A 23,135-nucleotide genomic window follows, 5' to 3' on the forward strand; every position below is an offset into this window, starting at 1 on the left:
TTCTCCTCACAGTTCAGCTGGTTCGATGAATGACTGCACATCCACAATGGGATTGGGCACGATCAGAAAATCATACTTCCATGATTCGTCGTCCTCTCTTACGGCCATAAGCACGGCGAACTTACTGCTTGGGACGGCCGGCAACTCATACTCACCAGTGTCTGAAAACGTGCCATCGCCGTAGAGTTTCGTGAACTCGACTTCGTCGATCGGGGCCTCTTTTTCAACCCCGTTCTTGTCCGTGTAGCACAACGTTACCGTCAACCTTCGCTTATCAGCACTGGCTGCGGTTCTGATGTAATAAGTGGAGGCGTGATGTACCACGACCGCGATCGCCTTTTGTACCGGCCCACCAGATTCACGAGTCACCATGATTTCTTCGATGGTAATGGGTGTGCCTGCGGTACCTTGGAAAAGAGGCGGTATGAAGCGTTTTTGATTTTCAAGCCCCGGTGTTGGCTCAGGCTCTTCCTGGATATCGGCGGTCGATCCGCTAGCCAGCGACCAGACAAGTTTCGCGCCATCCAACGCCGCAGCAGACATTTTGTGGCCCGATACCTGCTCGCCCTCGGACCTTGCCGTCGCCACGAACACCAGCGGATCGACGCCAATGTCTCGCTTGACAATGCTCACCAACGCCCTGCTGCTATTACCATTGCCTGCCCGCGCCGTAACCAGCACACGCTTCTGATAACCGGTGATGTTGGTGTCGTTGGGGGCATCGTAAGCGCCGGTACTGCCATTGATCGTGCCTGGGTCGCCGGTTTCGCCAGGTAAATTCGTGACACTCCAGACCAACCCGATCGCCGCGGGCTGGGTACCAAACAAAATACTCCCTCCAGGCCCGATGACCGGTTCAAGCGGATCAATGACAAAATTGGTCAGACTCGGTGCAACCTTGCCAAGCAACGCCAGATCACCCGTAAAGTACCCGGAAGTTGGCAGCACCGCGTTCTGCGTACGGAATAGCAGGCCATTGAGCCGAAAGGCATCGATTTCGGGAACCGTAGAGGTGAAAAGGCTGTAGCTATTGTCCAACTGCTCCCTGAGTACCGACTCGAGGCGGTCAAGAATCGGCCCCAAGTGCGGTTCGACCTGCGGCTTACCGATGAAGTCATCGGGCGATACTTTGCAAATTTTCAGATTCTCCGCCGCCGTCTCCGGCTTCAACGACAATTGGCCATCCGCCGCTGTGGAGAACTTGAAGCTTTGCTGCCAACGCCACTTTACCGTGACGGTCCCAGGAATCGTTTGATTAGCCACGGTCACTACGTTAACTGGGGTCGGTTGTTTCCCTTCCCAACGTAATACCAGGATGTCCCTGTTTATTCTTGCGAAGAACTCACAGACCACCTCAGCCCCGTCTTTTTGAGAAAACGGCAACGTGAGCCCGGATGGCAAAGCAAAGTTCTTGATATCAGGAATGCCGGCCTGGTCAGCCACGGTCGCCCTGCGGGCCCCTCCCGCGGGGGTCAATGACTGGATATGTTCTCCTTCCACACCATCTGAAACCACCTCGACAGGTGCCTCACTAATGCGTTTGAACCCATCGGCAACGATGTTCTTGAGCAAGAAATGGTTGCCCAACAGGATCGTCGCCGACAGTGGCTCGCTCCCCTCACCCTCGGGAATCAAATAGTGCATCCCGGCATTCGAGGGCGGAATGGCGACGGCGTCATCAGGCGCTCCCCCCTTCATCTGGATAAAGACCAACACCTCGCCCTCGCCAAAATTGGGCGCATTAAGAACATCGCCGCCTGGCGCCGGATGGGTTCGAATGTAAAATTTTTCGGGCTGGAGCAGATCGGAGGGATCACGCGTCAAAGTATTCAATTCGAATACTTTCTGATCATCCTCCCAGGCGTCGAATTTCTTCTGGAATTTTTCACCTGCGATCTGATCCTGCTCCATGCTGTCGCCGACAGTGACATACAATTTCGTCCCTTTTGATAGGTCCAACGTTACACGACCGAGGGTATCAACCGTGCCCGGTTTGTCTCGCAATTGAATGGTCATGCGCAGCAAAGGACCATTCACCGCATCCGCTAATCGCACCCGTGAAACCCACCTGACCTTTTCCCCCACTCCCTTATTCACGGAAAGTTGCGTCCCCCCGACAATACGCATGGTCAGGGTTGCGTCAGAAGCCGTTATATCCGATGTTTCAAACGACAGTCGCGGCGCATCGAGAATGTAGTCATAGATATATTCCCAGTTGGTACCTGAGCTAAACTCGGCATCGAAACTAATAGGATCAAAGTAGTGATCACTGCTAAATTTCTGGATATATTCCTGCATCAACAGCAAATTGGTCTTATTTTGATCATAGGCCAGAATCGCATCAAAACCGTGCGTCTGCGGTTTCCGCTCCAGCCAAGCGACAAATTCCTCTACCGTTTCTCGTGCCATGATTGTTGCCTCATAACTAATGAGTTCATGAATATTATTCATACGATCCGGCCACCTGGCCCGACAACTCTTTTGAAGTCCAGATTTACCCTTTCACTCGACCAACTCGATATTATCCAGCGTAGGGAAGCCGAAGGTGGTTTTCCCTCCATCAAAACTAACTGTTGCCGTCAGACTTAAATTTGACCTCATCTTCAACTGGCGCAAAAAAGCCTTCGACAATTTTTGATTATTTATTCCGTTGATGGCCTCTTGAGCTGTGACCGGCACGGCAGGAGTACGCACATCAGAAAAGATCAAGCTGCTTGAAGCGTTGAGACCATGGGCACGGATAGTTAACAATTGTCCCTGTGCAATAAAAATCCACTTCGCCAGCGTAAGATTCGCCCCCTCTTCAGGTACAAGTCTCAACGAAAGGCTATTGCCCACCAAGTCGGTGCATTGAACATTTGGGTAGTCATCCCTCGCTAAAGGCAAAATACGCAGCTGTAACCAATCGGAATCCTGATAGTCCTCGCCGGAAGGGGTAAACCGGTAAAACACTGGAAAACGCTTGGTGTCATCGTCACTACTCTGTTCCATATTCGCGGCGATAGCACTGACCGGCACCTGGAAGCGCCGAGGATTTTCATGATCGTAGGGTAAGGTAGCGATATGCTCCCCCCTCACTGGATCGCCCTGCCAATGCACCTCGACCCGATCACCCACACCAATCACAAGCGACGTCGGCAGGGTGACGAACGCACCGCTCTGCGTTGTGGAGGCCGCGGTTAAATAGGCTTGATTGTCGCCGGGCATTCCTTCAGAAGTGGCGCCTTCAACGGATGGCGCCCTCAAGTCCAGCTGTGCACGCACCTTCAGATTCAGCACTTGCGAAGTCTGGGCCGCCCCTGCCCGGGCGTACTGATAGAACACCTGAACCGCCTCCCCGACACTTGCTTGCAAGACCTGCGCAGGTAGTCGAAACAGCAGGGCATCGCTCTGAATATTGGACTGATCTAGCAATAACGCCTGGAAAACACGTTTTTCAAGGTTGGAGGTCCACCAATACAGCAATACATAATCACCGATACTGGCATCTACATAAGGAGTTACTCGCAGCGTGACACCATCAGAAAACTGTGTAGGATCAAGAGTGTCGCCATGCAGGTTTTCTATATGAATGAGCGGTGCCAGCGATGTGGACGGTGCAATAATTCGCATCGACTGCACCGCAGAGGGCCCTGGGAGATCAGTATCGGCATACGTCACGGTATAGCTGATTAATGAATGGCCGCCGCCGATAAAATCAATTTGACTGCGGGGAATATTAATGACCAACGGGTATTCAATATCATTGACACCCAAGGTTTTCCTTTCTTCCCAAACCTCGTCTAAACCGCCCCTGTCATCGTACCCTTCAAACCTGAATGTGATTACATCGCCTTCATGCATGGCCTGATACGGTGCAATCACTGCTGTCATGGTTGATCCACCCATGCGCGGGTCCAAGTGTAGATCATGGGACTCCTTGATCTGCACAACAGGTAACAGCGTTTCCAAGGACTCCATTTTTATTGACTCCCTTAAACCGTAGCTATTTTTTACTCCTTATCCGAAACACTGCCTACTAGCAGAACTGATAGGATTTCCAGGTGACGCGCTCATCAAGACGCGCTACCAATACCTATCACTTTGCTATGGTCTGATATCCTGTACATTGACAAGCGGTAACGGCACAATCAAGTAGGCAAACTTCCACTCTTCGTCATCCTCTCTTTCCGCCATCAAGACCGCAAATTTAGTGGTTGGGCTGGTAGGTGGGTCATAACGACCATCATGTGAAAGCAAACCTTCGCCATACAGTTTCGTGAAGGTAGTTTCATGAAGTGGCACCCGAACTTCGTCTCCCTCCTTGTTCAGGTAAAAAAACTTCAACAACAAAGAATTAGTGACTTTTTCTGTTCTAAAAAAATAAGTAGAGGGTTGATGTATTACCACGGCGATAGTCTTTTGTACCGGACCGCCAGACAGGCAGGATACCTCAATACTTTCAAGCGTAACGGCGACATTCCCCTGACGAACAGGCGGAATGAAGCGCTTCTGATTGACAAGCCCTGGTGTCGGCTCAGGCTCTTCCTGGATATCGGCAGTCGACCCGCTAGCCAGCCTCCAGCCCAGTTCGGCGCTATCCAACGCAGCAGCAGACATTTTGTGGCCCGATACCTCCTCGCCCTCGGACCTTGCCGTCGCCACGAACACCAGCGGATCGATGCTTATGTCTCGTTTGACAATACTCACCAACGCCCTGCTGCTATTGCCATTGCCTGCCCGGGCCATAACAAGTACGCGTTTCTGGTAACCGGTGATGTTGGTGTCACGAGGGGCGACGTAAACGCCAGTACTGCTATCGATCGTGCCGGGGTCACCCGTTTCATCTGGCAAATTCATGACATTCCAGACCAATCCAGTCGCCGCAGGCTTGGCGCTAAATGAAACAGTCCCTTGAGGCCCGATGACCGGTTCGGGCGGATCAATGACAAAATTGGTCAGACTCGGTGCAACCTTGCCAAGCAACGCCAGATCACCCGTAAAGTACCCGGAAGTCGGCAGCACCGCGTTCTGCGTACGGAATAGCAGGCCATTGAGCCGAAAGGCATTGATCTCGAGGACCGTAGAGGTGAAAAGCCTGTAGCTATTGTCCAACTGCTCCCTGAGTAACGACTCGATACGGTCAAGAATCGGCCCCAAGTGCGGTTCGACCTGCGGCTTACCGATGAAGTCATCGGGCGATACTTTGCAAATTTTCAGATTCTGCGCCGCCGTCTCCGGCTTCAACGACAATTGGCCATCCGCCGCCGTGGAGAACTTGAAGCTTTGCTGCCAGCGCCACTTTACCGTGACGGTCCCAGGAATCGTTTGATTAGCCACGGTCACTACGTTAACTGGGGTCGGTTGTTTTCCTTCCCAACGTAATACCAGGATGTCCCTGTTTATTCTTGCGAAGAACTCACAGACCACCTCAGCCCCGTCTTTTTGAGAAAACGGCAACGTGAGCCCGGATGGCAAAGCAAAGTTCTTGATATCAGGAATGCCGGCCTGGTCAGCCACGGTCGCCCTGCGGGCCCCTCCCGCGGGGGTCAATGACTGGATATGTTCTCCTTCCACACCATCTGAAACCACCTCGACAGGTGCCTCACTAATGCGTTTGAACCCATCGGCAACGATGTTCTTGAGCAAGAAATGGTTGCCCAACAGGATCGTCGCCGACAGTGGCTCGCTCCCCTCACCCTCGGGAATCAAATAGTGCATCCCGGCATTCGAGGGCGGAATGGCGACGTCGTCATCAGGCGCTCCCCCCTTCATCTGGATAAAGACCAACACCTCGCCCTCGCCAAAATTGGGCGCATTAAGAACATCGCCGCCTGGCGCCGGATGGGTTCGAATGTAAAATTTTTCGGGCTGGAGCAGATCGGAGGGATCACGCGTCAAAGTATTCAATTCGAATACTTTCTGATCATCCTCCCAGGCGTCGAATTTCTTCTGGAATTTTTCACCTGCGATCTGATCCTGCTCCATGCTGTCGCCGACAGTGACATACAATTTCGTCCCTTTTGAAAGGTCCAATGTTACGCGACCGAGGGTATCAATCGTGCCTGGTTTATCTCGCAATTGAATGGTCATACGCAGCAAAGGACCATTCAGCGCGTCCGCCAAACTTATCAGGGAGACCGCTTTGACTCGCTCGCCTACCCCTTGATTGAGGGTCAGTTGCGTCCCCCCGACAATACGCATGGTCAGGGTCGCTTCAGAAGCCGTTATGTCCGATGTTTCGAACGACAACCGGGGCGCATCGAGAATATAGTCGTATAAATAGTCCCAATGGGCCGATGAATACTCTACAAGAAACGTGAGTGGTTCAAAGTAATGACCACTGTCAAATCGTTGAAAGTACTCCTGAAGTAACAGTGTATTGGTTTTACTTTGGTCGTACGCCAGAATGGCATCCCACCCCATGGTTCGAGGCTTCTTTTCCAGCCAGGCAACGAATGCGGCAACTGATTCTCCAGACATGACGCCCCCTCACAAGACATTGATAATATCGAAGCGACCGTAAGCCACCGAAACAATTTGCCCCAAAAACCAGATAAGCCTGTTATAGCCCTCATCGCACAACAATGCCCACTAACAGAACTGCTAGGTTTCGATAACTTGGCAAGTCGGCTAGGCTAGAAGGATTTGTCTTTCCTGCATGCGTCTACCTAGCAGTTCTGCTAGGTAGGCAACATGAGTATTTATGTTTACCGTTGGCTTTACTGCGATATTCACTTGAGGGTAAACATCATGAGCCGTTTATCAGCACGGATAAAATCAACAGTCGACGACCATCATTTTTTCATGGTGGCATTGGTTATGATGCTCTTGTTCAGCCGCGCACATGCGAGCGCTGCTGAAACTAAAGCATCGACCATCGTAACACCCGACAGCAGTTGGTCATCGTCAATATCGGAGAGCAAGACATACGAAGGCGGAGATGGGCTAGGGTACATCAAGTGTGCCCCAAACAAAGTCATGGTGGGACGTGAACACGACGAGGATGAAAACGGCAATACCCGACATAAGTGCGCCAGCCTTAATCAAAATGATACACCGCTGAGCGTCAATACAAAACCCGAACACACAGCAAAATATGATGATGAATTCGTAGAATATAAGTTTGCCTGCCCTACTAATGAGGTTATGACCGGTCGTGGCCACTATTATGATGAACATGGACCGACGTGGTATTTCTGCGGGACCGTCACTGATGCCTGGGGCGACCCAATGCAAGTTGGCAACCGCTCTTGGACAGACGATATAAAAGAATCGGACAGTAGTTATACCTGCCCCTCGGGTACTGTCATGACCGGTCGTGGCCACAGGGACGATGAAAACGGATGGACCCAATACCAATGTGCGACACTCTATTAGGCAAGCGTGCAGAACTCGACAGCCTACCGCTGCGTCTTTCCATCTGACCTCGAGCATATAAAATGATGCACACTCATTTCTCCGCTTACGCCCTCACTTTATTTTTTAGTCTAATTTCAACCCATGCAGTGATGGCCGGTTCACCACCTCCTAACGACGGCGCCCAGATCATTCTTCGCGATAAGGAGCAAGACACTTGCACGTTGGATGTGCCTGCAGCGGGCAGCGGTTTAACTTATCGGTACGAACTAATGGTGCCCGGCACAAAATGTAGAAGCTTCTTGACACGTTCCATTGAGTTCATTCAACTCCCTTCTGCACTTAGAATTTTCATGAGTGATGATGGCTGGTGCTCCGAAAACACCACCGAGTTAGACCAGAGATTTTGGATAAAACTCAAAACCACCAAGAAAGCAACGACTGTCGGTATTAATGAGATCACTTATTTACTGACGTACAAGCCAAATACCATTATTGGTCCCGGCCTTATGATGGAGGACAGCTACGAAAAAGTGGGGGGTGAGGTTCGCGACAATCTGTCCTGTATCAAACTGGTGGCCTCAAGAGCATTCGATACTCCCTGGCCACCGGCAGCGACTGACCGTGATCGTTCATGGTCCCCTTTCGCTTCAGAAGACCTCCATGCGTTCAGTTGCCCTACCGACACCATCATGACCGGACGCCAACACAATCGGGATGAAAGTGGCAACACGCGTTATGAATGTGCCACGGCCGTTCAGTCCGGGGCGAGTGTTGCTGTACAGGACAAAGTGTGGGCTGCTCCCTTGACAGAATCCGACGGAATTTATTTCGTCTGTCCAAATAACAGAATCATGACCGGTCGCGGGCATTACAAGGACGAAAACGGCAACACCCGTTATGAATGCGCAACGGCCTCCCATGCCGGCAGAAACCTGACGGTCACGCCCCACGAGTGGGGCGGTTCGATGAGTGAAAGCAATTCCGAGTTCCACTGCCCTGCAGACCAGTTTCTCATCGGCAGGAGGCACACTGGCGACGAAAACGGTTATACCCGCTATCGCTGCGCCACCTTGCAATGAGCATTCGACGGCCGACTGTGTGGCAGACGGCCTTTTTTGACTCGACCTGGGTAAGCCGCCATGACAACGTCTTATGTGGTCCAATCCAACGCTTTCAACTTCATGAGTTTCCTCTCCGCCAGTGTCGACCCGCGCACCGGTCAGTACACCATTGCCATCGACTTGCCGGAACTCAAGTCCAACGCCCTCTGCGGCCCCGCTGTACCGCTGAAGCTGGTGTTCAACCCACTCAACACCCTGGATTCAGGATTCGGCGTCGGTTGGAATTTCAACCTGTCCCAGTTCACGCCCCACGACAGCATCCTTGCCCTGTCCACCGGCGAAACCTTCAAGGTCACCGGCAGCGGCACCACGCCCAGGATCCAGGAAAAGAAACTCGACAGCTTCCACTTCTTCAACGATGGCAACGATGTCTATCGGGTCGTGCACAAAGCCGGTTTGATCGAAACCCTGAGGGTCGGCGGCAGCGGCGATAAGGAGGTGGCCTTGCCCGTGCAGATCCATGCCCCCTCCGGGCACAAGGTCGATCTGGCTTACGTTGGCTTCAACGGCGGCCAACGCCTGGCATCGATCAGCGATGATTTGGGCAAACTGCTGCAGATCAACCGCTCCGACGACCACACACAGGTCGAGGTTCTCCTGCACCCCGAGGCTGGCCCAAGTGGCACGCCGCTGGCGCGCTTCGAGCTCAGGCTCAATCCCAAGCGTCAAGTGGCCGAGATTATCCTGCCCACCGAGGAGCGTGCCAGTTGGCGCTTCGATTACCAGGAGGTGCGCGGCCTGAACTGCATCAAGGAGGTCAAGACACCGGTCGGCGGGCGTGAAGCCATCGAGTACCTCGACTCGGGTCATCCCTACCCGGGCAACAGTGGGCGGGGGAACCTGCCAAGGGTCACCCGTCATCAGCTCTTTCCCGGCTTCGAGCAACCACCGATGGAAGTGTGCTACGAGTACACCCTGGAAAACTTCATCGGTAACGGCACCAACATCAATTGGGAGAGCAACGGCCTGGACCAACTGTACAAGGTCGCCCGCACCTACACCTACGGCTCCACCGCCAAGCATAAAGTGGCTGGGGCAGTGGTGCGCACGGTGCAGCGTACCTTCAACAGTTTTCACCTGCTCACCGAAGAAACCACCACCCAGGGCGATTGCGTGCAGCGGGTGCTCACCACTTACCACACCATCGAGGGGGACTTCGAACAGCAGCCGGCGTATTTCCAGTTGCCCAAGACCGTGGAGAAGCGCTGGGAACTCCTCAGTGACGTCACTCAGGCTCGCAGCGAAACGTTGGCCACCACTTACGACAACTTCGGTAACCTGCTGGAGGAGCGGCAGCACAATGGCATCCGCACTGCGTATGAATACTATCCGGTCGGCGGTTACGTGGACGATGAGGGTGACGTTCATTGTCCCGCCGATCCGCAGGACTTTGTACGCAACCTGCGCAGCCAAACGGTGTACCCGGCCGAGGGCCATGAAGGCCAGGCGCCGATCCATCGTACCCGATATCGCTATGTAGAACTGCCGCCGCTGGAGAAAAGCCTGGATGAGGGCTTCCTGGCAGTGGGCAACGAAGATCTGACGCAAATTGTAAACTCCACCGAAATAACATTGCAGAGCACTAGCCGCCAATATCTCGAGATGCCCGGCAAACCTTTCCTGCATGGTCGCCCGGATCGCCAGGAAGAGACCCTCTATGACAAGGATGGCAAGGGGAAAACCTCCGCCGTCAGTTGGTGCTATAGCCTGGTCGATGGGGAGCTGGGGGCCAGAACATTGCACCAGACCGTACAGACTCTGACCGGGTACAACGGCAGCCAACAGATCACCACATCACAGGTCTCCCGCTTCAACGGCGAAACCGTGCTGCAAGAGGATATCGATGGCGTCAAAACCACCTACCGGTATGACGCCTTGGGCCGGTTGCTGGAAGAGCGCGTGGCGGTGGGCACACCGGTCGAGGCCTCTCAGCATTTCAGCTACAGCCTGACGTCAGCGGACGGTCAGCAAGCCGAGCAAGTGCTAACCGACATCAAAGGTGTCAAGACCCGAACGTTGTTCGATGGTGCCAACCGGATCATCGAAGAACAACGCCAACGGTTGGACAGAAACGGCAACCCTGTCTGGCGCCAGACCTACACCGCCCTGCACGACGCCTTGGGGCGCCAGGTCAGTGAAACGACCTGCGACTGGCTTGACGACACACCCTTGCCCTTGACCAGCCAATTGGCCTATGACGATTGGGGCGAGGTCTGCCGAGCCACCGATCCCGACGGCGTAGCCCAGGTCAGCGAGCGCCGGTTCGACAACAACCGACAGGTCATTTGCACCTGGCAAGCGCACACCGAACGGCCCGATGTTCGTACCCAAAGAAGCGAAACCCATTACAACCTGTTTGATAAACCCGATACGGTCCGACGTCTGGATGCCCTGGACGATACGGCAGGCAGCTTGGGATACGTCTACGACGGCTATGGGAATTGCATTCAAGAGATCGAAACACTGAGGGATCCGCAAAGCGAAGAGTTGGAATATCTGCAGCGAACCACCAAATACGTGTACGACGTCTGGGGCCGCATATTGCGTACCGTGTTACCGAACGGCGACAGTATCGAGCGCGCCTTTGCCGACTACAGCATCAGCGAATTACCCACGCTCTTGCAGGTCACTCCCGGTAACGCTGCGCAACCTGTTGTCGTGTCCGGCACACAGCAGTTTGATGATCTTGAACGCCTGACCGAACGCAAGGTGGGTCAACGTAGCGAGCGCTATCGCTACCAGGATGGGCATGTACAGATTCACCAACGAATCACGCCCGCAAACCAGACACTGACCTACAGCTACAATCTGCCGCTGACCCAGCAACCCTCGGCCATCAAGGTGGCCGAAGGCCCCGAGTCCACCTATGAATATGACCCGTTGAGCGCCGCCATCACCCAGGCCATCAACGATCAGGGTCGATGCGACTACGAGTACACGCTGGAAGGTTATCTGGCCTCGGAGCGGTGGCGAGACAGCAACAGCGTCGATCAAACGACGCGTCACTACACCTCATTGCAAGGCAGACAACTGCGTCGCGAAGACGATGGCGCCGTGCCGACGCAGTACCAGTACGATGCTGCGGGCAGACTGGAGCATATCATCCAGGGTAACCCTGACGACCCGCATGGCCTCAAAGCAGACTTCGTCTACAACCACGACGGCCTTCTCGAACGCAGCACCAGCACGGACCTGGCCAGCGGTCAGCGCCTGGTCACCGAACTGGAATACGACGAACATGGTCGCGAAATCAAGCGCACCCTGAAGGTTGACGGTGAAGCCGACAGGGTATTGTCCCTGGTCTGGCAGGACGACGATCAATTGCGCAGCCGTTGCCTGGAAAAAGCCGGCCAGACGCTGCTGGAGGAACACTTCAAATACGATGCACGTAACCGCCTGACCCAACACAGCTGTTTCGGCGAAGCATTACCGACCGACCAGTACGGCAATGCCATTACCAAGCAGGTGTTTCGCTTTGACGCCCTAGACAACATTGAACGTTGCACCAGCTTTTTTGCCGATACAGATAACAGCAGCAACGATGCTCGCTTCACCTATGACGAAGATGACAAATGCCAGTTGAGAGAAGTCAGCCATAGTCACGATACGTACCCCAGGCTGCAAACTTTTGACTATGACGCCGATGGCCATCAGCTCAACGACGGACAAGGCCGGCGGCTGCGCTATGACAATCTGGGGCGTCTGGTGGAAGTGCGCAGTGCTGACAATGCAACATCGCTGATCAACTACCGCTATGACGGCCATGACCAGTTGGTTGGGGTGCGTCACGGCAGCGAACCGGAGGCCCTGCGCTTCTATCAGGGTTACCAACTCTGCTACACCCTGCAAAACGACGTGCTGACCCAGTTTTTGTACGACGGTGATCGCGCATTGGGCCAGCAAATACCAGGAGCCACCGATCAAGCGATGCTGTTGCTGACCGATGCAGCCAACAGCGTCATAGGTGAAAACCGCGTCGACGGGCTGTACGACACCGCATACAGCGCCTATGGCGAGCGCCGTGAGGACAATGGCCTGAAGGGGTTGCTGGCATTTGCCGGGGAGGTGCGCGAGGCCGTCATCGGCTGGTATTTACTGGGACGCGGCTACCGCGCCTATGACCCGGGGCTGATGCGTTTCCATAGCCCCGACTCCCTCAGTCCTTTCGGGGTCGGGGGTCTGAACCCCTACGGTTATTGCCAGGGTAACCCGATCGCCTGGCGCGACCCCAGCGGCCATCGGGCCCAGGGTGTTACGCCGTATCGAGACCCAGACCCAGGTTACAACGATCCGGTCGAACAACCCAAGGCCCCCGGCATAGGCATCGCTCAATGGATTGGTTTGGGCCTGGCAGCATTGTTCCTGGTTGTCTCGGTAGTGGCGATGCCTTGGAGCGCCCCGGCTACCATTGGTGTGACCGCCAGCTATGTAGTCGGTATTGTCGGGATAGGTGTGCAGTTTGCAGGGGTGGGGTTACAGGCTTATGGCACGATCAAGCAGGACGAAACCTGGTCTGCCATTGGTGGTGGAGTGGGCGTAGTCGGCGGACTGCTTGCAGGGACTGGGATATATGCGACAACTGCCGCTGTGAATGCAGCCAAAGCAGCCAAAGCAGCCGCCGAATTATCTAAGGCCACCGCTTTAGGTACGTCGAAGATAGCATCGGGAGTGTTACAAGTGGCTACTGGAGCTACTGGAACCACCGTAGCCATCGGAGCTACTGGACGTCGTGGACCTTCTGGAGCTACTGGACGTCGTGGACCTTCTGGACCTCGTGGACGTCCTGGACGTCCTGGAAGGGTAACCATTATCCATCACTTCGCTCCAAGCGCTCAAAACACCTCATCGCTCGGAACATCTACCAAGTCGGCTGCACCTGGAAGTGTAGGGACCGCCCCTGACCCTACATTGCTGGGGGGAAACAACGTCCCAGCACCTCCTTCGTCGCCGCAGACTACAACGAACGTTAAGGGTGGTTGGAGCACAACGCCTGCCGGCGGAATAGTACCAAACGCTGACTACAACAAGCAGGCAGAGCTAGCCACGCAATCCAGAATACGGCGATAGCTCTTGCTCCCTGACTCCCACAGCTCACGCTGTGGGAGTTTTTTCATCCGCGATTTCCTCGCCCCAAATCGCCCCCCACGATGAATCTCCCGGGAAAAAGCCAAAGGGGGCTGAACTTCACCGTCATCTATCAATGGGATTTTTACACGACCTAGCCAGGGATTGATGCCAACAAGGGATCGACCCTGATGCGCAAACAGCCTCGGTTCTTGCAACGAAAAGATGGCGTTTTTCCATGCCGCTTTTCAGTCAACCAGTCTCAGATTCAGTGACGGAAAATTGGGGGAAACCAGCGGTGGCCATGTTAGGCCGCCGTCGAAACTGACGTAGACTTTTCCCGTCAAAGACCCGGGGCGTCGTAGCGAACTCAGAAACGTTTTCGATACCGTCACATCTCTCCTTTGACCAACCCCAAAACTGACTTCCTGCTGGGTCACCGGGCGCTTGCGGATCGCGGTAAATTCAACCTCCCCCGACGCACCGACTCCCGTCATATTGACCATGATCCACTGGTCCGTCGTCATCATTACCCATCGAGCCAGGGTCAATTCCGCGCCTGTTTCCGGAACACTGCGCAGACTCAGATCCCCACCGGAGAGTCCTTGGCATTGAACCGTAGGGAAGTCGGAGCTGGCGATCGTTTGTATATTCAGTCTTCGCGGTACTGAAGGTAATTCATTTTCCTTATTGTCAATGACGCTATAAGACAGCGGTAGGGTCTTACCGATATACGCGGCAATCGAACTCATGGGAATCTCATAACGACGCGAACCTGCGGATATTTCCCGATCTGTTCGGTATTGCCCCACGCTGTCAGGTTCACTCCACTGTACCCAGACTTTTTCTTGAGGATAAATGACGGCTGTATCGGGTATGACCACCACCGCTCCGGACAAAAAGTTCAATGGCGCCAATGTCTGCTGCTCCCCGGTTCCCGAAGCGTTCTCGACGCGGGGCCACGGCAAATCACGCGGAATAGGCGTGGCATCCACCCTCAGAGGATAAGCGGTGGAATAAGGGCTGAAGTTGCCTGCACGATCCTGCAGACGGTAAAACGCATAAAAATCCCCGTCCCCCCTGACCAGGATCATATCGCCGGGAAAATCCAAGGGCAGCGGTTGACCGCTATCACTGCGATAAAGCGTCCTCGAGGCGACTTCATCGGCCGCCACCACGTTGAATGGATCCTTGCTCCAGTACCAGGTGATGATATCGCCAGGCGCATTGCGGGTATAAGCAGGGACCCCGGCCTGTACCTTATCGCCGTTGTCGATCAGGTATTGTTCGGTTATATGATCGGTGTCGATAAGCAGTTGGGAATCGCTGTCTAACGATGGCGGTACTTCGTCGATGGTGATCGTCAGTATCTGAGAAGGATCACTATTACCATTGAATAGCGTCACCTCATATTTCAATTCATGTACGCCATGTGTGACATGCTGCGCCTCGATATCGAAAAACAAATCGGCGGGAGGCGGACTGTTGCCACTGCCCCATTCGCTCGCGGTCCAGTCCTTTTCATAAACCAGAATGCTGTTATCCCAATAGACGCGCAAATAGGAACTTCGCCCGGGAAACGCAGTATCGACCCAGGCCAGAATTTCAACGCTCAGAGGTTTATTCGCCAAATCCGCCGGCAACAAACCGCTTTCATCCCAATCGGGGCTATCAGACAGCAGTACTGATACGATCGGCTTGTCTGGGAGCCGACGGGAAGCATTGTTATCAGGCATTTGCTGTTCTCCTTCAAGCAGGAAAGATCATGCCGATGGAGGGGCAACTTGCTCCATGAGCCATGGCACAATAAAGAACATTTAACACCGCCCTCTGTAACTTGAGTACTAACAGAACTACTAGGTTGACAAAGAAAATCAACCAGAAAAAAACAACAAAGGGCTGGAAAAGTCCAACCCTTTGTTATTAGCAACCTATATTACCAAGCGTAAGTCGCGCCAATGTTGACGCCCCAAGGCTGCTTGATCTTGTCGCCGTGGCTATAGTCGAGATCGGCATGCAATTGCACCTTGTCCGAAACCTTCATCGCCACCCCGCCGCCCAGGGCCAGGCGCGAGCCCGACAGGTCGTTGTCAAAGGTGGTGGTGTTGACCTTGACCTCATTGCTCTTGGCAAATTCATGCACCAGCGCCGCCTTCAGGTACGGCTGTAGAATCTGCCCGCCCCCCAGGTTGATATCCCGGCCCACCGTAGCGCCTGCCGTACCCAGCAGCGAGTGGCTACGACTGCCATCGGCACTCATGCCGTTGTCCAGTGAATAGTCCTTGCCCTGCACCACCAGCGCGGCGGCCTGGACGAAGGGTTCGACAAAGTAGCCGTCGTCGAGCTTGATGTGCCGGCCAAACTCCAGGGTAGTGCCCAGGCCATGGGTGTCGTAGCGACCCTTGGCCTTGGCGCCATCGCTGAGGGCGACATCGGATTTGTTCTGGAAGCGGTTGAGCTTGAGCACGCCGTCGAAGTAGTAACCCGTGTCGGCGTCCAGCCAGGTGGCGTAGGAGCCAACATAGTAGCTATCGACCTCACCCGAGGTGCCGTGCTTCATTTGCAGGTCGGAGCGGCTATAACCAGCCAACAGGCCGATCACCCACTGGCCATCACCCAACGCCGGCACCGGGGTATCGACCCCCAGGGACAGGCCTTGCTGGGTCTGCTTGTAAGCCATGCCGGAATCGGCGGAAACATCGAAGCGGTTGCCATAGGCGCGCATCCAGCCACCGGTCTGGCGGCCATTGTTCATGCGCACTTCACCCATGCGGCTGCGCAGCGTAGTCAGCTCACCGTACCAAGCCGAGCGCGAGGCATCGAACAGCGCCAATACCGAGGCAGTACCCGGGCTGATCACCTTGCTGGCGGCGTCCAGGTACCAGTCATTGGCGCCGACCTGAAGCAAGTCGTAGGAATAGGTGCCGAGGTCGACCCGGCCATTGAGCAGCGAAAACGAGGCGTCGCCGCTGGCGGCATGCACCACATGGATCTGCTTGTCGGACAGCGGGTCGGCGCCGCTGCTGGTTACATCCAGGGTATGGCTGCCGGTGGCCGTGCCGGTCACGTCAAGAAAGTCGGTCTGACCGGTGGCAAAGTTGGTGTGCATGATGAAATTGCCATTGCCGCTGAGGTTTTCCACCGATAGACGGTAATGCTCCCCGGGTTGGCCGAACTGCACCGAGCCGCCGGCCATGCTCAGGTTTTGCAACTGGCCGTCCTCGACCATGATCCACTTGCCCTGGCTGTTAAGGGCCAGGGTCTCGACATTCTGCAAACGCCCGGTCAGGGTGGCGAAATTCTGCAGCGTGATATTGCCGGTGCTACCGGCTTCGACAATCACATCGCCAACCAGGTCGCTGTTATCTACGGTTGCATTGGCCGTAGCACCGCCCGCTACATTGAGCAATACGCCATTGCCGCCGACCAGGGTCGAGCCATTCCCGATCAGGATATTCGCCGCTTCCGCAGTCTGGCCAAAGTCATTGATATCGATCGCCGCGCCGCTCAAACCTTCGACGCGGGTGCCATCCAGCTCCAGGGTACGTGGCGCGACTTCGGCGCCGCTGGCAATGATCCGGACACCGTTAATGCCGCCACTGATATTGCTGTCTCGTGCTACGACGGAGGCTTCGCTCATCTGCAAGCCGACGCCGCTGGCATTGGCGGCGGTGACAGCGGTTCGCGACAACTCGAGCACGCCCAGGCTGCTGACGCTGACGCCCATGTTGCCACCGGTGATTGCACTGTCGGCAACCACGGCCCGGGAGCCCACGCCTGAGCCCGCGGTGTAACCCACAGACAGACCGGTATTTCCACTGGTGATGCTGCTGCCGTTGATGGTCGCGCTGCTCGCCATCAGTTGCACACCATCATTGAGACCTGTGGCGGTGACCGCCGAGCCATTGAGTACAAGCTGGGAACCGCTCTGAACCAGGATCTGATTGGTCGTGGCCCCATTGGCCGTGAGCTGGGCATTATTGCGCAAGGTGTAGCTGTCCGGTGCATAGGTGCCGTCGATCACCACCGGGCTGCCGCCATCGATAATCAATGCAAAAGTGTGTTGGCTGAACACCAGGAAGGGCGTGATGGAGAGAAGCTTCAAGGCCTGTGACAGCGGTCGCAACGCAAAGGGTTTTACACAAGTCATGGCAAGCACCGTTGAGAAATTCCGGTTTAACACCAGCGTCGTAGGCAACTTCCAATAACTACGTACGACACAAATGAACAGGTGCCGCAGACTACAGATTGAATCTGACGATCTATGTAGGAATAATCCTATTGTCATTTGGGATTATTCCTTAAACCTACTTTCATTCACCTGCCCACTGCCCGTCCATTGCCCCGGGGACTATTTTTTGTCTCGGAGCAATGGCTCTCTCAAGGTGTTGGGATATTCGTCAGATCGCATGTGGCCCCGGGTGACCCCAAGGCAATGGACATGATTTGTTTAGTAATTCCCGAGTCCTTCGGCGCTCCATTGACCGGTGTGGTGTAGTCGATTTGCGCATAGGTAATCGGGTCCGACGATACTGCATCGCTGGGCAGGACATATCGGTCATATTCAATGAACCACTGGATGCCCGCTGTTTGCGCATCAATCGGAATAGTTGGGTCGTCGTCCTTGCTCACAGAAGGAATAAGGGTCGTACCGTCCGATTGATAAACCCGCCAGCGCAAATGGATCGTTTCACCCGGCTCAAGATAGGTTGACGGCGGAATAGTCACGCGATAACCGATCACCCCATTGACGGTGCGCAACTTCCCGCAATTGAGAAAGTCGTCCCCACCCAAGTCGGTGAAGAGCGGTGCATTGGGAATCACCCGAATAGCGTCGACCCTGACGTGGGTAATCTCGGACTCCCAATCATTGTTCGGAAAGTTGGCATGGCTCATCACATAGTAAACCGGCAACTGCGGATCGGCGCCTCCGGCAAGAATTTCGTCCCAGGTGATATTGATGCTGATTTCATCGCCAGGTGTGTCCGAGCCATCGGACACATACGTATCAGCCACTGCGATCCCCTTCCAGTACAAGGTAAAGGTATCGCCATCGACAATCGGATCCGGTGCCTCGAACTTGGCCGTTGCTGGCCTATTGAACTCCGACTCGGGCAATTCATTTTCGTCGTCTGAGGCGCTGTAGACGGTCACCAGATCCAGCAGAGGATTGACCGGACTGGGATCAGGATCGGTAGGATCGATCGGGCCGGTCGTGGAAAAATCGACATTGATATCGATCGTCCGAGGATTCGGCCTGAAGTCTACCTGCGGCGCACGCTCGACCCGGTACCCGACCGGGACGACTTGCACGCCTCCGGCGGCAGAATTGTACTCGGCCTTTAAACGGGCCCAGATCACTGGAATAGAAATGACCGGCGGCGGCTGCTCCCCCACTGTACGAGGCAGTAACAGCGAATTGCCCCACTCGACAAAGATCTGGTCCCCGGGCTCGGGATTGTCATAGATGGGAATATCCACCGTGACACCGGCATTGGCATCGGCGCGATTGATGAGTGAATCAGCGTGCAAAGGCACCGTAGGCGGCTTCAGATTGACTGGCAGCCTACCCAAGGCCACCGGCACATTCTGTACCCGCGATAACTTGCTTACATTACCTGCAGGGTCCACCAGGACGTAGGTCACATAATGGGTACCCGACCCGAAACGCTCAACTTTGTCCCGGGTAACGGTTATTTTTCGAGAGCCTGGCAACTGTCCAGAGTAGGCGGGGAGAATAGTTTCACCAGGGTCTGGAGGCGCGTTGCCCCAACCTATCGCAACGATGATACGGGATTTATCAGGATCACTGAAATCCGGAATTTCGCATTCAACTCCGTTTTCAGCCGTCAGGGTAGCATCTGTAATGGGGTTCGAAGTGAGCCTTATAAACGGCGGGGTATCATACGGATCGACAAACTCACCGTAAGGTCGAGTTCTATCCAAGCGAATGGGTACTTCTTCTGAATAGTCGTTGTTGCCGTAATACAACCTGACGTAATAACGAAAAAAGAACTTTCCTTCTTGCCCCTCAAATCTTTCCAAGGCAATTTCACGCCGTAGAGGAAAAGTGACACCCGTCATGTTCGAGATCACTTCCATGTCGCTGACGTTCTGAAACTCCACCTCATTTTCACGTCGCCACTGCAACGTCAGCTCAGTGAAATACTCCCTGTCTGGAATTGCGGGCTCCAATGGAAACGCTGGAATTTCCACGCGTATCGGGGCATCGAGCTTGATTCTCGGAAGCAGCCCATCTGGATCGCGGGGGATCGCATCGGTAATGGTGGGCTCGGTCATGTTCCCGGCACGTTGCCGCTCTGCCAATACCCGGCCATAAGCGTGCCTAGCCTCTGCACCTTGACGTGTTCTGTATACCTGGGTCATCGCCTGTTCTCACTCTTGACTCGAATCAGGTTCAGCCATGGGCAGGCCACGGCCGGGAATAGATTCAGCCACATGATCGAGACAACAATCTGCAGACACTTCGATAGCTGAGGCCTTGAGCGAATTAAGCACGCGTTTTCAATGACGCGATACTGTCAGAGTTGACAGGTCGCCGGGACAAGATCAGGGCAAAATCAGCGCAACACCACCCCCACCAACACCGCCATCTCAAGCAATTCCAGCAACGCCCCGGCGGTATCCCCGGTGCAGCCCCTAAGCCTGCGCAGCATCATCTGGCGCAAGCCGATAAAGACCGCCGAGGCGACCAGCAGGGCAACGACGCCCACCCAACCCGTCACCAGCACGGCCCCCAGCGCACACACCCACAACACCTGCCAACCGGCACGGCGGGGCAGATGATCGGCGAGGGCCTGGCCCAAGCCGCCGGCCCGCACGTACGGCGTGGTCAGGAACAGGCCGAGCAACGCGGCACGCCCCAGCACCGGCACGACGATCAAGGCCAACGTTTGTCCCTGCTCGATCAACGCCAGCAGCGCGGTGAATTTGAGCAGCAGCACCAATACCAGGGTGATCACTGCGATCGGCCCACTGCGCGGGTCTTTCATGATCAGCAGCGTGCGCTCGCGATCGCCAAAACCGCCCAGCCAGGCATCGGCGCTGTCGGCCAGGCCATCGAGGTGCAGGCCACCGCTGAGCAACACCCACGCGCTCAGCAACAGCGCGGCGTGCAGTAGCAATGGCGTGCCCAGCAGCAGTGCATTGAGCAGCCACAGCAAAACACCGAACAACAGCCCCACCACCGGATAGAACAACAGCGAACGCCCCAGCTGTTCAGGCTCGGGCATGCCGGGCAGGCGCACCGGCAGGCTGCTGAGAAATTGCAAGGCGATCCAGAAGGGCAGCATCGTCAATCCGCCTCTTTGAGCACAAGCCCTGCCGACACCGTCAGGGAAAACAGCGCGCCATGGCCGACTTCGACATTGAGCAATTGCTCCCGAGGCAAGCCTCGGGCCTGGGCCAGAAGCAGGCGCATCACGCCGCCATGGCTGACCAGCAAGACCCGCTGTCCGGCATAGGCCGCGTGCAAGCGTTCAACCGCTGCCAGCACACGACTGGAAAACGCCAGTACCGGTTCGCCTTCGGGGGGCGTGAAGGCATAGGGATCGGCCCAGAACTGGCCCAGTGCCTCGGCGTCGGTGTCCATCAGCGCTGCTGCGCTACGGCCTTCCCAGGCGCCGAAATGCAGCTCTTGCAGGTCTTTGTCCAGCTGCACCGGCACGCCGAGTCGGGCACCCAGTTGCTCGGCAAAGCGGGCGCAACGCTGCAACGGCGAACTCACCAGGCGATCCCAGGGCCCGCCTTGCTCGACAGCCGTGTGCATCTGCTCCCAGCCCCTGGCGGTCAAGGCATCGTCGAGGCTGCCGCGCAAGCCGCCGCCCAGCTCGGTTTCACCGTGACGCAGCAGGTCCAGGCGCAAAGTCATGCCGGGCGATCCGCCACGGCCGCTTCGGCAAACGTCGCCATTTGCCCATGAAGGTCACAAGCCAGGCGCAACAGCGGCACCGCCAACGCCGCACCACTGCCCTCGCCCAGGCGCAGGCCGAGGTCCAGCAGCGGTTCGGCGCCGAGGCTTTCCAGTACGTGGCGATGGCCCGGCTCGGCGCCGCGATGGCCGAACAGCAACCACGGCCGGCACGCGGGATTGAGCCGCACCGCCACCAGGGCCGCGACGCTGCAGATAAAGCCATCCACCAACACCGCGACACCCTGCTGGGCACAGGCCAGGTACGCACCGACCAACGCGGCGATTTCAAAACCGCCGAGGTTGAACAGGGTCTGCAACGGGTCGTTGCCTTGGGCGCTGTGCAGCGCCAGGGCACGTTCGATCACCTGGGCCTTGCGGCCGACACCCGCCGCGTCCAACCCGGTACCCGGCCCGACCAGATGCGCCACCGGGCATTCGAGCAAGGCGCAGGCCAGGGCGCTGGCGGCCGTGGTGTTGCCGATGCCCATCTCGCCGCCGATGAACAAGTGCGTCCCGGCCGCAACCGCACGCGCCACACTGTCGCGGCCGGCGTGCAAAGCCTGCTCGCCCTGGCTAACGGTCATCGCCGGGCCCTGGGCGAAATTCGCCGTGCCCGGCCCGACATTCAGGTGCCGTACGCCGGGCAGGTCCAGCGCAGGCGTGACGGTGCCCAGGTCCACCACTTCCAGGGACGCGCCCAGTTGCCGCGCCAGGACGCTGATGGCCGCGCCGCCGCTGACGAAGTTGAGCAGCATCTGCCCGGTGACTTCCTGGGGATAGGCCGATACGCCTTCGGCGACCACACCATGGTCACCGGCAAAAATCGCGATCCATAGCCGGTCGAGGCTCGGTTTGACCTGCCCTTGCAGGCCCGCCAGTTGCACCGCCACCGACTCCAACCGGCCCAGGGAACCCGCCGGTTTGGTCAGTTGTTGCTGACGGGCCGTGGCCTGCTCCAGGGCCTGGCTATCGACGGGCTTGCACGGGTCCAGCCACCAGCAGTGATTCATAACGCAGTACCTTTGAGAGTCAGGGGCAGGCCGGCGACGGTCAGCACGACGCGCTGACAACGTTCGGCCAAGGCTTGATGCAGCCAACCGGCTTCATCGACGTAACGGCGAGTCAGCTCGCCCAGCGGCACGACACCCATGCCGGTCTCGTTGCTGACAAAAATGATCTCCCCGGGCAACGCGGCCAGGCATTCCAGCAGTGCTTCGCGTTCGGCGTTCAGTGGCTCGGGGTCGTCGAGCATCAGCAGGTTGGTCAGCCAGAGGGTCAGGCAATCCACCAGCAGGCATTGCCCGGGGGCGGCGTTTTCCCGCAGCACCCGCGCCAGGGCCAGGGGTTCTTCCAACAGCGCCCATTCGGTCGGGCGCCGCGCGCGGTGTTGCGCGACTCGCGCGTTCATCTCGCCATCCAGGGGTTGGCTGGTGGCGATGTAGGTCACTGGCAATCGGGTGTCTGTGGCGAGTTTTTCCGCCAGGCGACTCTTGCCGGAGCGGGCGCCGCCGAGGATCAGTTGCAGCATGGGTCATTACCTTTTATTTGGCGGTGTGGCGACTGGCCTCTTCGCGAGCAAGCCCGCTCCCACAGTTGATCCGGGGTGTACATGAATTCGGTGATCATCAGAGATCCAATGTGGGAGCGAGCTTGCTCGCGAAAGGGTCGGTACAGCC

The 23,135-nt window shown here is 56.2% G+C and carries 13 protein-coding genes; 3 read left to right on the plus strand and 10 right to left on the minus strand.

Annotation, left to right across the window (positions count from 1 at the left end; translation table 11 throughout):
* Window positions 1-6: 6 nt before the first annotated feature.
* From HU749_RS22355 to HU749_RS22365, 3 genes are all read right to left on the minus strand, one after another.
* Entirely contained in the window at window positions 7-2,451 is a 2,445-nt protein-coding gene (locus tag HU749_RS22355) for a hypothetical protein (protein WP_095963590.1), read from the minus strand.
* Between the two features lie 51 nt (window positions 2,452-2,502).
* Window positions 2,503-3,960 carry a hypothetical protein gene (locus tag HU749_RS22360; RefSeq protein ID WP_079305668.1) on the minus strand — a complete coding sequence of 486 codons (1,458 nt, stop codon included), beginning with the start codon at window positions 3,958-3,960 and terminating at the stop codon, window positions 2,503-2,505.
* 126 nt (window positions 3,961-4,086) lie between these two features.
* Entirely contained in the window at window positions 4,087-6,462 is a 2,376-nt protein-coding gene (locus HU749_RS22365; RefSeq protein WP_141248820.1) for a hypothetical protein, read from the minus strand.
* 213 nt (window positions 6,463-6,675) lie between these two features.
* Between HU749_RS22365 and HU749_RS22370 the strand changes: the two genes are divergently transcribed.
* The 3 genes from HU749_RS22370 to HU749_RS22380 all read left to right on the plus strand — a co-directional run bounded on the left by HU749_RS22370 (window position 6,676) and on the right by HU749_RS22380 (window position 13,529).
* The gene (locus tag HU749_RS22370; RefSeq protein ID WP_139381200.1) at window positions 6,676-7,359 is read left to right on the plus strand and encodes a hypothetical protein; all 684 of its coding nucleotides are present in this window, start codon (window positions 6,676-6,678) and stop codon (window positions 7,357-7,359) included.
* A gap of 62 nt (window positions 7,360-7,421) precedes the next feature.
* On the plus strand, window positions 7,422-8,420 hold the full coding sequence (locus HU749_RS22375) for a hypothetical protein (RefSeq protein WP_186652556.1): 999 nt from the start codon (window positions 7,422-7,424) through the stop codon (window positions 8,418-8,420).
* A 60-nt stretch (window positions 8,421-8,480) separates the two neighbouring features.
* Window positions 8,481-13,529, plus strand: a complete 5,049-nt coding sequence (locus HU749_RS22380) for an RHS repeat domain-containing protein (RefSeq protein WP_217870556.1) — start codon at window positions 8,481-8,483, stop codon at window positions 13,527-13,529.
* Between the two features lie 245 nt (window positions 13,530-13,774).
* Here the strand turns inward: HU749_RS22380 and HU749_RS22385 are convergent, their stop codons facing one another.
* From HU749_RS22385 to cobU, 7 genes are all read right to left on the minus strand, one after another.
* On the minus strand, window positions 13,775-15,262 hold the full coding sequence (locus HU749_RS22385; RefSeq protein ID WP_079305500.1) for a hypothetical protein: 1,488 nt from the start codon (window positions 15,260-15,262) through the stop codon (window positions 13,775-13,777).
* Between the two features lie 200 nt (window positions 15,263-15,462).
* Complete coding sequence (locus HU749_RS22390) at window positions 15,463-17,676, minus strand: autotransporter outer membrane beta-barrel domain-containing protein (protein WP_079305498.1); 2,214 nt, start codon at window positions 17,674-17,676, stop codon at window positions 15,463-15,465.
* Window positions 17,677-17,906: 230 nt separating this feature from the next.
* Window positions 17,907-19,826: a hypothetical protein gene (locus HU749_RS22395; RefSeq protein ID WP_139381162.1), complete on the minus strand. Its 1,920-nt coding sequence runs from the start codon at window positions 19,824-19,826 to the stop codon at window positions 17,907-17,909.
* Between the two features lie 281 nt (window positions 19,827-20,107).
* Window positions 20,108-20,839, minus strand: a complete 732-nt coding sequence (locus HU749_RS22400; RefSeq protein ID WP_079305494.1) for an adenosylcobinamide-GDP ribazoletransferase — start codon at window positions 20,837-20,839, stop codon at window positions 20,108-20,110.
* 2 nt (window positions 20,840-20,841) lie between these two features.
* Window positions 20,842-21,417 (minus strand): alpha-ribazole phosphatase family protein, encoded by a 576-nt coding sequence (gene cobC, locus HU749_RS22405; protein ID WP_079305492.1) that lies wholly within the window; start codon window positions 21,415-21,417, stop codon window positions 20,842-20,844.
* Entirely contained in the window at window positions 21,414-22,469 is a 1,056-nt protein-coding gene (gene cobT / locus HU749_RS22410) for a nicotinate-nucleotide--dimethylbenzimidazole phosphoribosyltransferase (RefSeq protein WP_079305490.1), read from the minus strand. Before cobT ends, cobC begins: the two co-directional genes overlap by 4 nt.
* The gene (gene cobU, locus HU749_RS22415) at window positions 22,466-22,987 is read right to left on the minus strand and encodes a bifunctional adenosylcobinamide kinase/adenosylcobinamide-phosphate guanylyltransferase (protein ID WP_079305488.1); all 522 of its coding nucleotides are present in this window, start codon (window positions 22,985-22,987) and stop codon (window positions 22,466-22,468) included. The genes cobT and cobU overlap by 4 nt, the downstream gene beginning before the upstream one ends.
* Window positions 22,988-23,135: the final 148 nt, after the last annotated feature.

Origin of the sequence: Pseudomonas ogarae, assembly GCF_014268695.2 — a bacterium.
Lineage (GTDB): Bacteria > Pseudomonadota > Gammaproteobacteria > Pseudomonadales > Pseudomonadaceae > Aquipseudomonas > Aquipseudomonas kilonensis.